Genomic DNA, 14279 nt, shown 5'->3' on the forward strand with positions numbered 1-14279 from the left:
GGTCGCCGGTGCCGCGTCGGTGTGCGGACGGACGCCCAGCGCGGTCACGGCCGCGGCCGTCGCCCCCAAGTCGCCGGACCCGCATTCCACGGTGTCGAGGTGCTTCGGGAAGGTGCCGTCGGCGCACTGGCGCGAGAGCAGCAGTTCGATCGCGGGGCCGGGGTCCGCGGCGGTCGCGAGCACCGCCCACGCGTGCCGCTCGACGGTCTCGTCGGCGTCGGCGAAGGAACCGGTGTCGACGAACTTGCCGTCCTGGCCACGAAGCTTCACCAGATCCGCCCGCAACGATCCGACGACGTCGTCCGCCTTCGCGAACTCGGCGACAAGCACCAGCTTCGCGAGCGGTTCGGCGTAGGACGCGCCGCCCTGCTCGTACGGGGCGCCGTGGGCGTAGGCCCGCACGGCTTCCGGCGTGAGCAGGAACTTCGACGCGCGGGCGACGGTGTCCGGCTGCTCGTCCAACGCCCGCAGCGCGAGCACGAGATCCGCGGTTGCGTCGTAGTCGACGTAGGTCTTGCCGTCCTCGGTGACCTCGACGTGGTCACCGCCGACCAGCCGGTTCGTCAGGTACGCGCCCAGGCGGGAGGCCGGGGTCGCCGTGCCCGGGATCGCGACCGGGGCCGCGATCGTCGTCGGCGGCGCGACCCTGGCGCCGGTGGACGCCTTCGGCACGGTCGCCTTCTTGGGCTTCGGCGTGCTGGTCTTCGGCGCGTTGGGCTTCGGCGCGGGATTGGTCTCCGGCTTGGCCGCGGGCGGCGGCGTGTTCGTGACGGTGACCGTGCTCGGCGCGGGAGGGCTGGTCGAGGCCGACGTAGACGGTTCCGGCGTCGGCGTCACCGACGTCGTGGTCGTTGTGGTGGTCGTGGTGGTTGTGGTGGTCGTCGCCGGGTCGCTCGTGGTGGAGGTCGGCGTGCCCGTCTCGGACGGGGTCGACGTAGAGGTTGGGGATTCCGAACTGGTCGGTGTCGCGCTGCTGGTCGGCGGCTTCTCGCCCTTCGCGAGCGCGTAGAACGACGCTTGGGACAACCCGAGCGAAGCCTGGGCGCCGGCGCGGATCCATGTGTCGAGCCCGCTGATCCCGTTGACACGCGCGGCTTCGTAGGACGCCGGGTTGTAGGCGATCGCGCCGAGATCACCCGCGAGCCGGTTGCCGGAGTCGGCGGCGGCGTTCGCCTGCGCGGACTTGAGGAACCGGACGCCGCGATCCACCGCCGCGTCCGCGCCTCCGGCGTCGGCGAGCGCCTGGACGATCAGGCCGGTGCTGTTGGTGTTCGGCGCCTCGGTGCCGACGCCGCCACCCCAGCCGCCACCCGGACTCTGGTTCCCGACGAGCCAGGAGACGGTCTTGGCGATGGGCGCGTCGAGTCCGGTCGCACCCGCCTTCTTCGCGGCCAGCATCGCCGAAAGCGCGAGGCCGGTGGCATCGCCGTCCGACGGGGACTGGTCGAGCGGCTTGCCCTCGTCGCAGGTCGAGATCTTGTAGCCGTTCGGCGTGACGTGGTCGCCGGTCTCGGTCGTCTTGACGTAGCCGAAGAAGATGCGGAAGTAACCCTCGGAACACTGCTGGGTCACCAGCTTGTCGATGGCGAGCCGGTCGTTCTCCCCCGCCGCCGCGAGGCCGATGACGCCGAGCGCCTGGCCGAACATGTTCGCGTTGTTGCTGACGGAATCGGCGAGCTCGGGGTCCTTCGAGTAGTCGCTGACCCGGCCGACGTCGGGACCCTTGCGCATGATCGCGCCCTGGGTCTCGGCGACCAGGTCGTAGCCGTCGAAGTTCCGGGGGTTCCGGCCGGAGATCTGCGCGGCGACCAGGGTCTTGGCCATGGCGCCGCCGACGATGACCTTGTCGTATCCGGCGCCGGGGACCAGCCCGTCCCAGGTGAAGTAGTCGGTGGCGTGCCCCTGCTCGTCGAGGAACTTCACGATCGGCTCGGCGCGCGCCCCCTCGCCCGCGGCGTACATCGCGAACACGACGTCGAGCATCAGGCCGTGATCGGGCAGGTCACCGCCGTTGGGGTTCTCGATCGTGCCGTCCGGCTTGAGCTTGGTCGCGAGCCAGCGGGAGTTCGCCTGCGCCGCGTCGCGGTCGCTCGCGGCGGTCGCCGTGCCGGTGAGCAGGGCGGCGACCACGCCGACGCTGACGGCGAACACCAGGGCGGCCAGGTACCCGCGGCGCATGCACTCCTCCTAACGGCATGAGGAGGACAGGCGCGGGACGCCGCGGTCACCCCTGCTTATCGCGACAGTGGTTCGGACTTCTGGTTCGTGCGTCCGCCCGTTCGGTACCCCGGCTCGCCCTGGTGAAGGGCCCACGGTTGCGCGACAGCGCCGGATTTCGACCGGCTTCCCCGTCACGGGCGGTGATGTTCAGTTGTCGAGCCCGCCGAGGTTAACACCCGATTACCCGCGGCAGGCACCGCTGAGCAGGTCGGTTGCCAGGATCACACCGTCACCGGCGGGCCCGGCGGTACCGCGGGGCCGACCGGGATGAGAGTCTTCGGTCCGTCCGATTCAGCGCGGTCGTGGGGGAAGTCCGGTGAGAATCCGGCGCTGTCCCGCAACGGTATGCCTTCCAGGCGAGCCCGGTCACCCATGTCGCGCGGTGTCACACCGAGTCCTGTCGTGGAAGTGCGGGAAAGGGTTCTCATGAGACGTTTGGTCTTCGCTGTCGCCATGCTGTGCGGCATCGGACTGGTCGCCGCTCCGGCGGCGACCGCCGCCACCCCCAACAAGGGCGACGCGGCCGCGGGCTGGCTCGCCAGGCAGCTGACCGACGGTGAACGGTTCGAAGCCGATTTCGGCGGCGAGAAGTTCCCCGACCAGGGTTTGACGATCGACGCCGTCTTCGCGTTCGCCGCCGCCGGGGTGTCGGACACCAACGCGGGCAAGGCGATCGCGTGGCTGGCGAAGCCGGAGATCACCTCCGGTTACGTCGGCAGCGGCAACGAGGCCTACGCGGGCGCGCACGCCAAGCTGATGCTGGCCGCGCAGATCCGGGGCAAGAACCCGGCGTCGTTCGGCGGCGTGGACCTGAAGGCCGGGCTGCTCTCGCTGCTCGCCCCGTCCGGCCGGTTCTCCGACCGATCCGATTTCGGCGACTACTCCAACGCCTTCTCCCAGTCGCTCGCCTTGCTGGCACTCGACCGCACCCCGGCGGGCGCCCCCGCGTCGGCCGTGACGTTCCTGGCCGGCAGCCAGTGCGCGGACGGCGGTTTCCCGCTGAACTTCGGCGAAGCGACCTGCACGAGCGACGTCGACTCGACCGCGACGGTCGTGCAGGCGTTGCGCGCCACCGGTGACACGGCGAACGCCGCGGAAGGCACCGCCTGGCTGGTCACCAAGCAGCACGCGAACGGCGGCTTCGGCGTCGGCACGAACGCGCCGAACGCCAACAGCACCGGCCTCGCCGCCCAAGCGCTGGCGGGTCACCGTCCCGCCGCCGCGGTCAAGGCCCGCGAATTCCTGCGGTCGCTGCAAACCGGCTGCGCCGGCGCGACGGCGGACCGCGGCGCGATCGCCTACGACGCCACCGGACTGAACCCCTCGACCGCCCCGCGTGCGACCGCACAGGCGATCCTCGGCCTGGCCAGGGTTCCGCTGGGCGACCTGCACGGCGGAGGCCGTCCGCAGGCCCCGGTGCTCGCCTGCCCGTGACGTGACCTCGTGAGTGGTAAGGACGGTTAGAACCGTCCTTACCACTCACGAACGCTGTTAGGCCCGAAGGGGTTCGATGACCTTCGCCAGCTCGTCGAGGCGTTCCAGCGTCTCGGCCTCCGGCAGCGTCGGCAGCATCAGGGAGACTTCGTCGACCCCGGCATCGGCAAGGCTCTGAAGCAGCCCGGGGTCGGCCGGGGCGCCGAAAACGCTGATCCAGATATCGGTGCGGCCGTTGTCGGCGAGCCAGGAACGGACGCGGCGCAGTTCGGCGGGCGGGGTCCCGGAATGCGGCAGCCAGCCGTCCGCGTGCTCCGCGAGCCGCTTCAGACTCGCCGGGCCCTGACCTGCGACGTAGATCGGCGGATGCGGTTTGCGCACCGGCTTCGGCCAGGCGTAGACCGGGTCGAAGTCGACGTGCTTTCCGTGGAACTCGGCCTCGTCCTTCGTCCAGATCTCCTTGAGCGCCCGCAGTTGCTCGGTCAGCAAGGCTCCCCGGGTCCGGGGATCGACGCCGTGGTTGCGCATCTCCTCGATGTTCCACCCGGCCCCGACGCCGAACGCGACTCGCCCGTTCGAGAGCAGGTCGAGGCTGGCGATCTCCTTGGCGGTGTAGAACAGGTCGCGCTGGATCATCAGGGCGACCGCGGTGCCGAGCCGGAGAGTCGAGGTCACCGTCGCGACCGCCGTCAGCGCGATGAACGGGTCGAGGTTACGCAGGGCCCCGCGCGGCAGTTCGCCACCGGGATACGGCGACTCCCTGCTCACCGGTATATGCGAATGTTCGGGGAGGTAGAGGGAGTCGAAACCCTTCTCCTCCATGGCCGCCCCCAGCACATGTGGGCGGATTCCCTCGTCGGTCACTGCCGTCGCGATCCCGAAGTCCATACACAGCAAGACTCCTGCCGGCGGCCTGATATTCCCGGGAGGACCGCAGTCAGCTGCCGGGTCGCGGTAGGTCGAGGGGCTAGTTGTGTTGACCATGGAGGTTGGGTACGGGCGACACGGGATCGGATGATCTTGGTGATTCACGCTACGCACCCTTGACCCCTGCCGGGAGGTTGTGGCTGGCTCGGTGTGTCGTGGATGACCGGTGGCCGTTGCGGCGGGCGGCGGAACGGTTCCAGGTCGCGGTGTCCACGGCGGAGCCGCCATGGCCGATCGCTCGTCTCGTCCCCGTCACAGTCCGTCGCGGACCCCGACCCGGACCGAGCGGCGGATCATCAAGGTCCGCGTCCTGCGCCGGTGGGGCCGGCCCGGATCGCCTATCTGCTCGGCCTGAACCCGTCCACGGTGCACGCCGTCCTGCGCCGTTATGGCATGGCACGGCTCGCGCACCTGGACCGGGCCACCGGCCGGTCGGTCCGTCGCTAAGAACACGCCGCCCCGGTGACCTGATCCACGTCGACATCAAGAAACTGGGCAACATTCCCGACGGAGGCGGGCACCGGATCACCGGCCGCCAAGCCGGGCAGCGACACCGGACCCGCACACCAGGCAAAACCTTGGACGGTAACGGCAACAGCCATGTCGGCTACAGCTACCTGCACAACGCCGTCGACGACCATTCCCGCCTGGCCTACAGCGAAATCCTGCCCGACGAGAAGAAAGACACCGCGGCCGCGTTCTGGCAACGAGCGCAGACCTTCTTCGCCGGCAACGGAATCACCGTCCAGCAACTGCTCACCGACAACGGCGCATGCTACAAATCCCACTTCTGGCGCGACACGCTGCGCGACGCGGGCATCACCTACAAACGCACCCGCCCCTACCGGCCACAAACCAACGGCAAAGTCGAACGGTTCAACCGCTCCCTGCTCGACGAATGGGCCTACGCCCAGCCCTACACCAGCGAGACAGAACGCCGCAACGCCTACCCACGATGGCTACACACCTACAATCACCACCGCGGCCACACCGCGCTCAACGGCCAACCACCCGCCAGCCGCGTCCCTAACCTCACAGGTCTGTACAGCTAGTAGTGGTGCGACAGGGGCCATGAGACCGGGCGCAGGACACGCCTCCCCAATAGAGCAGTGGGCATGCCGAAGGGCCCGTCGCCGGTGGCTGGCGGGCTCTTCGGGTCAGGCTGCGGCGCGATGAAGCGTGTTGCGCCGGGGACTTCGTAGCGGATCCCGGTACTGGGGTGGAATGAACTCCGGTAACCCATCGGCCGCCATCCGGACTTCCCACTCACCGTGATGGATCAGCCGGTGATGAAACCCGCACAGCAGGACCAGGTTCCGGAGATCGGTCCGTCCGCCGTCTGCCCAGTGATGAATATGGTGTGCGTGACAGTTCTTCGGCCGCCTATGACAGCCCGGAAACGCACAGCCGCCGTCCCGGATGTTCAACGCCCGCCGCTGGCCGGGTGTGACGAACCGCCTGAGCCGCCCGACATCGAGAGGCTCACCAGCAGCGTTAAGCACCACCGGCAGCATTAAGCAGTCGCACGCCGCCATCCGCGCTTCTCGAGCGGTCATCGTCCCGACGAAGTCCAGACAAGCCTTGCCGAGCCCGGTTTTGAGTTCGTCGAGACCGACGGTGACGTGAATCAGGGTCCGGTAGCCGCTGGTGCCGGGCTGGTCCGGGCAGGCGATCGCGAGATCCAGCAGTTCGGCCCACGCGTCACCCTGGCGCTCTGCCTTGGTGCGCCAATCGGCTTGGCCGAACTCGTCGGCCGGGCGAGGCTTCGCATAAGCCTCGATCGCGGCCGCGGTCCGGGCCCCGAGTTCGTCGTCGAGGAGGCCTTTGATCTTCCAGAACCCGTCTTTGCGGCGTTCCACGGTCAGTTCACGACGCGGTTCGGCGGGTTCGGGATCCTTCGGCTCGGCACCGTCGGGATCCAGCAAGCCCAGCAGGGTGCTCCCCAGTTCCGAAACTTCACTGGGGCCCGCGTCCCGAGCCAGGTCGACGAGGGTCTTCTCCGTGCGCTCCCGAGCTTCGACAGACACCTCAGCCGGGATCTCCTTCAAGATCCCCAGGACCTGCTTGATCCGCTCCTGCCCGATCGCACCCTCGGCCGCCGCCACAGCCGTCGCGGGAGCGAACGCGGGAACCTCACGCCCATCCAAGGCTCGCGTGGGATTCAAATCGATGGCCTGATTCACATACGGCCGCGCCTCAGCCTGAGACAAACCAGCGATATCGGCGAACCACGCCAACGTCGTCCCATACCCATACAAGTCTTTCGCGCCACGAGATTCGATCTCCGCCAGATACCGGCCCAGACCAGCCGACGCGACCCGCATCAGCTGTAGGAACTGCTGCACGCCGTGGGCAAGCTCCAGCTTGCCTGCGCGCCACAACTCCTGCGGCAACTCGGGGAGGAACGTCGTCTCGGACACACTCCAAGAATACCAAAACCTGTCGAACATGTGTTCGTAATTTTAGGCGAAGTAACTGTTCAGGCTATTTCGATGTTTGTTGGTAGCCAGGGGTTTCCGGTGATGGCGTCGCGGAGTGCGGTGAGGATGTGGATGTGGTTTTTGCGGAGGGTGGAGATGTAGGCGCGGACGCGGAGCCAGGTGTGGGCGCCGTGTCGGGTGCGCCAGCCGCCGGAGATCTTCATTTGGGCTTTGATCATGCGTAGGTCGCGTTCGGCTTGGTTGTTGGTGAACGGGACGGTGAGGTCGCGTGCAAAGCGCAGCACGTCGTGCTGGTAGTCGCGCAGACGTACCAGTAGGCGGCGGGCTTTGCTGTGATGGCCTTTTTCGGGCGGGTGCAGGAACAGGCCGACGTTGACGGTGCGACTGAATCGTGAGAGCAGGGGGTCCGCGATGGAGGGTGGGATGGCGGTCAGTCCGGCGTCGCGTGCGATGTGGGCTGCGGTGTTGAGTTTTTCCAGGGTCTTGATGGCGATCGCCGGCCACGTGTGTTCGGGGTGTTCTTCGCCGGCCGCGACCAGCTCGCGCAGGTGGTGGGCGTTGCAGCGGGCGTGAGTGGGACCGTAGTACTGATACGGTTTCCAGCCGTCGTGGACCGCGACACCCCGGAATCGTGGCAGGATCCCGAATTCGTCCAGCGCTTCGGTGCCGCGTAGTTTGTGGGCGAAGTAAGCGGTGAGGGTCTGGGTGCAGGCGGTGTGCAGCCACCAGGTCTTGGCCTCGACCCGGATACCGGTCTCGTCGAAATGTGCCACCGGCGCCGCCCGTAACGCGTCCGCGACCTGCCGCTCGAACCCGGCCAGTTCGGCCGCGACGGGTGTGAGGACTCCCGCGACCCACCCGGTCGAGACCGGAAGACCCATCAGATCACCCAGCAACTGGGCGGTCCGGGAAACCGGAATGTGCTGATAGGTCAACAGATACGTCGCCAACGCGGTCACGTTCGGCCCGTAACATACCGGCGCGGTCGCTTCGCGGGGCCCGATCGCCGTGGTCACCTGACGGCAACCGGTACAACGCCGCCGGTGTAGGCGATGCTCGGTCACCGACGGGCGCACTTCCGGTAGATCGATCACCTGCCGACGCGACGCCACGCCGACCTTGTCGCATCGGCGCAGCACCGCCCCACAGCCGTCGCAGGAGGACGGCACGTGATCAACCATCCGATCCGGATCGTCCACCATGGACAGGCTTGCCCCCGGCGCTCCCGGCTGCTTTCCTCGCCTACGGCCAGTTTTTCCGCGCAGCGACTTCGGCGCCGGCTTGCTGAACCTGTCCGACGACGGCGGCATCGACGAGTTGCCGGAATTCATCCCCAGACGACGCTTCAGCTCGGCAACCTCGCCCCGCAGCTGAGTGATCTCCTCACGAGCACGAGCGAGTTCCACCGCCTGCGCGGCAACCAACGCCGCCAGCTCGTCATACGACGGCCGAACCCCTTCTCCCACAACAAGATCATCCCATAACACCGCCAAGGGCGAACAAGGGGCCTGAATAGTTACTAAGCGACAATGAAAAGATGCATTTACCACTGAAGGGTGGTTCCGCCACAAGCGGCCGACTACGGACAGGCATCAGGTCCGGGCCAGGGAGAGATAAGGAAAGGATCGCGTGCTCAGACGCCGGACACCCGCGTCCGGCATTAAGCCATGCCGAATTGCGGCGTGGCCAACGGGATTCACTCCCCTGCGGCGACCCGGCGCGCGAGTTCCACACGGGAACGCACACCCAGGGCCGTGAAGATGTTGCGCAGGTGGTGATCGACGGTCCGGTGGCTGATCACCAGCCGGCGCGCGATCTCCTTGTTGGTCTCCCCCGCCGCGACCAGCCGCGTGATGGCGTCCTGTTGCGGGGTGAGCCCGGCGAGCGAGTGTTGCGTCGAGGAGACGGTCTCGCCGGTCGCCCGCAACCCGGCTCGGGCGCGGTCGGCGAACCGGGTCGCGCCGACGTTTTCGAAGCCCCGCAAGGCGTCGCGGAATTGATCGCGGGCGTCCCTGGTCCGCCGATGGCGGCGCAGCATGGTGGCGTAGGCGAACCGGGTCCGGGCGAGTTCCACCGCGCCGCCCGCCCGCTGGTGTGCCTCGATGGCCAGCCGGAAATGTCGTTCCGCCACCACGGGATCCGACGCGGTCAGCGCGTGGCAGCGGTGGCTCAGCGCGAGCCAGCAGGGTTCCGCGCCGGCCCGCGTCCACCGGTCGAACACCTCCAGCGCGGTCCGCGCGCGGTCGGGCCGTCCGGCGAGCACGGCGGCCTCGACGAGTTGCGGGGTGGCGAGGACGCGGATCACCGGCTGGTCGCCGGAAACGCCCGAGGCGAGGTCTTCGAGTCTGCTGAGGGCGTCGTCCGGCCGGTCTTCGGCCAGGTCGAGACAAGCGTTCGCCCACGCCGCGACGGCGGCGGGCCTGCCGAGACCGCGTTCGGCGATCCCCTCGGTCGCCTCGTCCAGCTCGGGAACCCGGTCGCCGAGGAGCGCGGCGGCGAGCCCGAGCAGGGTCAGATGTTCCATCCGCAGGTTGTGGGGTGCGCGCAGACCGTCGCGGGACGCCGCTCGCGCACACGGGATGCGGTCGAGCGCGATGGCCGAGAGCGAGAGGTAGATCAGCGCCCACGGCAGGTCCGCGTGCCGCCTGCCGAGCCGCGCGCGGCCGACGGCGGCGGCCGAGTACTCGTGCGCCCGTTCGGCGTGCCCCCGGGCGAAAGCGGCTTCGGCGGCCCAGACCGCTCCGGCGACGTCGGCGTCGGCCATCCCCCGGTGGACGGCGTACTCCAGTGGGCCGACGGCGTCGTCGTGACGTCCGGCGTAGACCGACGCGAGACCACTGAAGTGCGCGGACACGAGACCGTCTCCGGCGGGGACCGTCCTCGCCAGCCCCCGGTATCCGCTCAAGTCGCCACCTAGCCGGCGTGCCTCACCGGCCAGCAGGAGCGCGGCGGCGGGATCGGGCAGCAGTTCCGCCGCCGTGCCCAGTTCGTGGGTGGCGACGGCGGGATCGCCGTCGCGCAGTTCGATCTCGCCGTGCAGCAACGCCACCGCGCCGGGTTCGGCGTCCACTCGCGACAGCAGCAGCCGCGCCCACCCCGGTCTGCCCGCCTGCCAGGCTGCGTCGGCGGCGGCCAGCAGCCGGCTCGCCCGCACGGACGGATCGGCGGTCAGGGCGGCCGCGCGTTCGAGCTGCCGCGCCGAGATCGCGTGATCCGCCGCCGGCGCCGCGGCGAGTTCGTCGGCCAGCGACGTGGACGGCGTGGCGGTGGCCATCGCGCGATGCCAGAGGACATCCGGGCCTTCCCCGACAGAGGCCAGATGCGCGTGCGCCGCCCTGCGGTCTTCCGGTGACGCCGCGGCGTACCAGGTCGCCTTGCTCGCGGAAATGTCCATACAGGAAGCCAGATGCCGGACGCGTTCGGCGAAAGGCATCGCGCCGAGTTCGGCCGCGTACCGGGGCAGACGGTCGCGCAGGACCGGCGACACCGGCTCCCGCCCCGCCGCCTGCGCGGGCGTGAGCGAGGCGGCCAGCGCGACCAGATCGGCCGGGTTCCCGCCGCCCAGTTCGACCAGCTGCGGTCGTACCCCGGCGGGTACGCCGCGATCGCGCAACAGCAGGTCCGCCGCGTCGTCGGTCAACGGCGTCAGCTCGACGGACTCGAACTCCTCGGAGCCGGACCGCGACGCGAGCACCATCCCGACCGGCGACCCGGACAGCCTGCGCGCCGCGAAACCCAGCGCCGCCAAGGACTCCGCGTCGACCCACTGAGCGTCGTCCACCCAGCAGATCGCCGGTTCTCGGATCTCACTCAGCCTGCGATGGGCCTCCGCGCCACCGGAGACCGGGGCGCCGAACAGCCGGTCCAGCGCCCCGAACGGCAGCGCGCGCTCGGCCCGCAGGCCTCTGACGCCGAGGACACGGACACCGGGAATGCCCCGCAGTTCGGTGAGCAGGGCCGACTTGCCGAGTCCTTCCGTGCCGCGGACCAGCACGGCGTACCCGGCGACCGACCGCAGCCCGCTGAAGAGGTCGTCCCTGCCCCGCAGCGGGTACACGGCGTCCAGGACAGGCATCGGTGCCTCCTCGAGTCCCCTCGATGAAACACCAGGCGCAAGTGTTTCACAAGATCCTGCTCGGCACCCGTCCTTCCACGAGGGCCCCGAGCAGCGTCGACGCCGCGTCCAGATCAGGCGTCCGGGACGCGAGGACGTCCGAATAGAGGAACGCCTCCCCCAGACGGACGATCGCGTAACAGAGGCTGTCCAGGCCCACCGCGGGCACGAAACCGCCGTCGTCGACGTCGCGGCGAAGCAACTCGACATGCGCCGCGATCACCCTCGGCTGGACACGCCCGTCCGGGTCGGTGAGCAGCCGGATCGCGAGCACCGGCTCGTCGTCGAGGAAGCGGCGGAACCCGGCGCTCGCCGCCAGGACCGATCGGTACTCGCGCATGATCGAGAGACAGCGCAGTTCGCCGGCCGCGTTGCGCACCACGTCGCCCTCATCGCGCTCCCAGGTGCGCGCGGCGGCCGTCAGGGTGCGCTCGGACAGGTAATAGAGGGCATCACCGAGCAGGTCTTCCCGGTTGCCGACGCGACGGAACAGGGTGCTGCGGGAGATGCCGATCTCCTGGGCGAAGGCGGAGGTGTCGACGCGGGTACCGCGATCGATCCACCGCGCCGCCGTGCGGACGATTTCCTCGGCTGAGGGGTTCACGATCGCCGATCGTACGGGCGTGGGCCGGTCCGGAAGAGGCCGCGGGCGAAGACTGGCGATTTCACCGATGCAGTCCGTTGCGTCCGTTTGTCACAGTCCATCACCACGGACTGTGTTCAATGGCGAACGGAGAGGGCACCATGCGTAGTACGACCCGGATCCTTTGTGGACTGGCGACCGTCGCGGCACTCGCTATCGCTCCAGCGGCCTACGCCGCCGAGAACCCCTACGAACGGGGCCCGGACCCGACCGAAAGCAGCATCGAAGCCTCTCGCGGCTCGTTCGCGGTGTCGCAGACATCGGTGTCGAGTCTGTCCGTCACCGGTTTCGGCGGCGGCACCATCTACTACCCCACGAGCACCGCGCAGGGCACGTTCGGCGCGGTCGCCGTCTCGCCGGGGTTCACCGCGACCCAGTCGAGCATCGCCTGGATCGGCCCGCGTCTGGCGTCGCAGGGCTTCGTGGTGTTCACCATCGACACCAACACGATCTACGACCAGCCGGCCAGCCGAGGTGACCAGCTGCTGGCCGCGCTCGACTACCTGACCCAGCGCAGCACCGTCCGCTCCCGCATCGACACCTCGCGCCTGGCGGTCGCCGGGCACTCGATGGGCGGCGGCGGATCGCTCGAAGCGGCACAGGACCGGCCGTCGCTGCAGGCCGCCGTCCCGCTCGCGCCGTGGAACACGCAGAAGTCGTGGTCGTCGCTGCGAGTGCCGACCTTCGTCATCGGCGGCGAATCCGACACGGTCGCGCCGGTGGCGTCGCACTCGATCCCGTTCTACACCTCCATTCCGACCTCGGCGGAGAAGGCCTACATGGAGCTGGACAACGCGAGCCATTTCTTCCCGAACACGGCGAACACGACCATGGCCAAGTACACGATCTCGTGGCTGAAGCGGTTCGTGGACAACGACACCCGCTACGAGCAGTTCCTCTGCCCCGCCCCGGACGATCGCGCGATCAGCGACTACCGCGACACCTGTCCGCACGCGTGAGCGCCTCAGGTCCCGGCGCGTTCGCGCCGGGACCTGATTTCCACCCCGTCCCCTTGCCGTTGGGAGTTCCTGCGTGACCCTTTCGACCTTCGAGATGTCCGGCGTTTCGGTGACCTTCGGTGGTCTCGTGGCGCTGTCCGACGTCTCCCTGACCGTCGCCCCGGGCCAGGTGCTCGGTGTGATCGGGCCGAACGGGGCCGGCAAGACCACCCTCTTCAACGTGGCGTGCGGCTTCGTCCGCCCGGACACCGGCACGCTGACCTGGCGCGACACCGAACTGCGGCGGCTGCGCCCGCATCACCTCGCCGGGCACGGCATCGCCCGCAGCCTCCAGGAACTCGGCCTGTTCGACCGGATGACCGTGCTGGACAACGTCCTCGTGGGCGCCGGAAAGCACGCGAAGACCGGCTTCTGGTCTTCGCTGATGGGCCTGACCAAGGACGAGAGGGCGCTGACCGAGCGGGCGATGGCGCACCTCGAGGACTTCGACATCGCCGACGTCGCCCACCGCTACCCGTCGAGTCTTCCCTATCCCGTCCGCAAACGGGTCGCCCTCGCGCGGGCGCTGGCGGGTGAACCGGACCTCTTGCTGCTCGACGAGCCGGCGGGCGGGCTGTCGTCGGTGGAGATCACCGAGATCGGCGAACTGGTGCGAGGCCTGGCCGAGCGCATGTCGGTGATGCTCGTGGAGCACCACATGGATCTGGTGATGGGCGTGTGCGACGAGATCGTGGTGCTGGACTTCGGGAAGGTGATCGCCCACGGCACACCGGACGAGATCCGCGCGGATCCGGCGGTGCAGGCGGCCTACCTCGGCGAGGAGGTGGCCGGTGCTGACCGTTGAGAACCTTTCCGCGAGCTACGGCCCGGTCCGCGCGCTCGATTCCGTGAGCCTTTCCGCCGCCGAGGGCGAGATCACCGCCGTGCTCGGCGCGAACGGCGCCGGCAAGACCACCTTGCTGCGCACCGTCTCCGGACTAGTCCGGCCGACGGGTGGCAGCGTCTCCCTCGCGGGCCGAGACCTCGGCCGAGTGTCCACAGAGGACCTTCCCGCGCTCGGACTCGCCCATGTACCCGAAGGCCGGGGCGTCCTGGCGGAACTGACCGTCGAGGAGAACCTGCGGCTCGGCGCGCTGGGCGCCCGCAGCCGCGCGACGACGCGGGATCTCCGGCGGATCTACGAGCTGTTCCCGGTTCTCGCCGAACGCAAAGGCGGGCTCGCGCACGTTCTTTCCGGCGGAGAACGGCAGATGCTGGTGATCGGCCGCGCGCTGCTGTCCCGGCCGAAGGTCCTGCTGCTCGACGAGCCGTCCTTGGGGCTGGCGCCGCGGATCGTGGCACAGATCTTCGACCTCCTGCGCGGTCTCGTCCGCGACGACGGGCTGGCCGTCGTACTGGTCGAGCAGAACGCGCGCAGCGCGCTGTCCATCGCCGACCACGGTGTCGTGCTCAACCTCGGCAAGGTCGTCGTCCGGCGGGACGCGGCCGCCCTCGTCGCGGACGACGGCCTCCGGCACGCCTACCTCGGATTCTGAAAGGAA

Annotated in this window: 10 protein-coding genes, 1 pseudogene and 2 riboswitches; of the genes and pseudogenes, 5 read left to right on the forward strand and 6 right to left on the reverse strand. The window is 69.2% G+C overall.

The window, feature by feature from the left end; translation table 11 throughout:
• The coding region (locus tag H5J31_RS33695) for a hypothetical protein (protein WP_181776720.1) at nt 1-2178 on the reverse strand (2178 nt) is incomplete at its 3' end.
• A 103-nt stretch (nt 2179-2281) separates the two neighbouring features.
• A riboswitch (cobalamin riboswitch) is annotated at nt 2282-2349 on the reverse strand.
• Nucleotides 2350-2481: 132 nt separating this feature from the next.
• Nucleotides 2482-2614: riboswitch (cobalamin riboswitch) on the forward strand.
• Nucleotides 2615-2646: 32 nt separating this feature from the next.
• On the opposite strand from H5J31_RS33695, the gene H5J31_RS33700 reads away from it, so the two are divergent.
• Nucleotides 2647-3654, forward strand: a complete 1008-nt coding sequence (locus tag H5J31_RS33700; protein WP_236005551.1) for a prenyltransferase/squalene oxidase repeat-containing protein — start codon at nt 2647-2649, stop codon at nt 3652-3654.
• A gap of 57 nt (nt 3655-3711) precedes the next feature.
• Here H5J31_RS33700 and H5J31_RS33705 read toward each other — a convergent pair whose 3' ends face one another.
• Nucleotides 3712-4542, reverse strand: a complete 831-nt coding sequence (locus H5J31_RS33705; RefSeq protein WP_181776721.1) for an LLM class F420-dependent oxidoreductase — start codon at nt 4540-4542, stop codon at nt 3712-3714.
• A 101-nt stretch (nt 4543-4643) separates the two neighbouring features.
• Between H5J31_RS33705 and H5J31_RS33710 the strand changes: the two are divergent.
• A pseudogene (locus H5J31_RS33710) lies at nt 4644-5633 on the forward strand (IS481 family transposase).
• Between the two features lie 105 nt (nt 5634-5738).
• Here H5J31_RS33710 and H5J31_RS33715 read toward each other — a convergent pair.
• The 4 genes from H5J31_RS33715 to H5J31_RS40480 form a co-directional block, all read right to left on the reverse strand.
• On the reverse strand, nt 5739-7001 hold the full coding sequence (locus H5J31_RS33715; protein ID WP_328701683.1) for an HNH endonuclease signature motif containing protein: 1263 nt from the start codon (nt 6999-7001) through the stop codon (nt 5739-5741).
• 59 nt (nt 7002-7060) lie between these two features.
• Nucleotides 7061-8488: an IS66 family transposase gene (tnpC, locus tag H5J31_RS33720; RefSeq protein WP_181776723.1), complete on the reverse strand. Its 1428-nt coding sequence runs from the start codon at nt 8486-8488 to the stop codon at nt 7061-7063.
• A 230-nt stretch (nt 8489-8718) separates the two neighbouring features.
• Nucleotides 8719-11097 carry a helix-turn-helix transcriptional regulator gene (locus H5J31_RS33725; RefSeq protein WP_181776724.1) on the reverse strand — a complete coding sequence of 793 codons (2379 nt, stop codon included), beginning with the start codon at nt 11095-11097 and terminating at the stop codon, nt 8719-8721.
• Between the two features lie 46 nt (nt 11098-11143).
• Nucleotides 11144-11740, reverse strand: coding sequence for a QsdR family transcriptional regulator (locus tag H5J31_RS40480; RefSeq protein WP_181776725.1), 597 nt, complete (start codon nt 11738-11740; stop codon nt 11144-11146).
• Between the two features lie 140 nt (nt 11741-11880).
• On the opposite strand from H5J31_RS40480, the gene bdeA reads away from it, so the two are divergent.
• The 3 genes from bdeA to H5J31_RS33745 all read left to right on the forward strand — a co-directional run bounded on the left by bdeA (nt 11881) and on the right by H5J31_RS33745 (nt 14273).
• Nucleotides 11881-12738 carry a bis(hydroxyethyl) terephthalate hydrolase gene (gene bdeA / locus H5J31_RS33735; protein WP_181776726.1) on the forward strand — a complete coding sequence of 286 codons (858 nt, stop codon included), beginning with the start codon at nt 11881-11883 and terminating at the stop codon, nt 12736-12738.
• 73 nt (nt 12739-12811) lie between these two features.
• Entirely contained in the window at nt 12812-13582 is a 771-nt protein-coding gene (locus H5J31_RS33740; protein ID WP_407925082.1) for an ABC transporter ATP-binding protein, read from the forward strand.
• Nucleotides 13569-14273, forward strand: a complete 705-nt coding sequence (locus tag H5J31_RS33745) for an ABC transporter ATP-binding protein (protein ID WP_181776727.1) — start codon at nt 13569-13571, stop codon at nt 14271-14273. The genes H5J31_RS33740 and H5J31_RS33745 overlap by 14 nt, the downstream gene beginning before the upstream one ends.
• Nucleotides 14274-14279 lie beyond the last annotated feature (6 nt).

Source organism: Amycolatopsis pittospori (assembly GCF_013870525.1).
GTDB classification, from domain to species: domain Bacteria; phylum Actinomycetota; class Actinomycetes; order Mycobacteriales; family Pseudonocardiaceae; genus Amycolatopsis; species Amycolatopsis pittospori.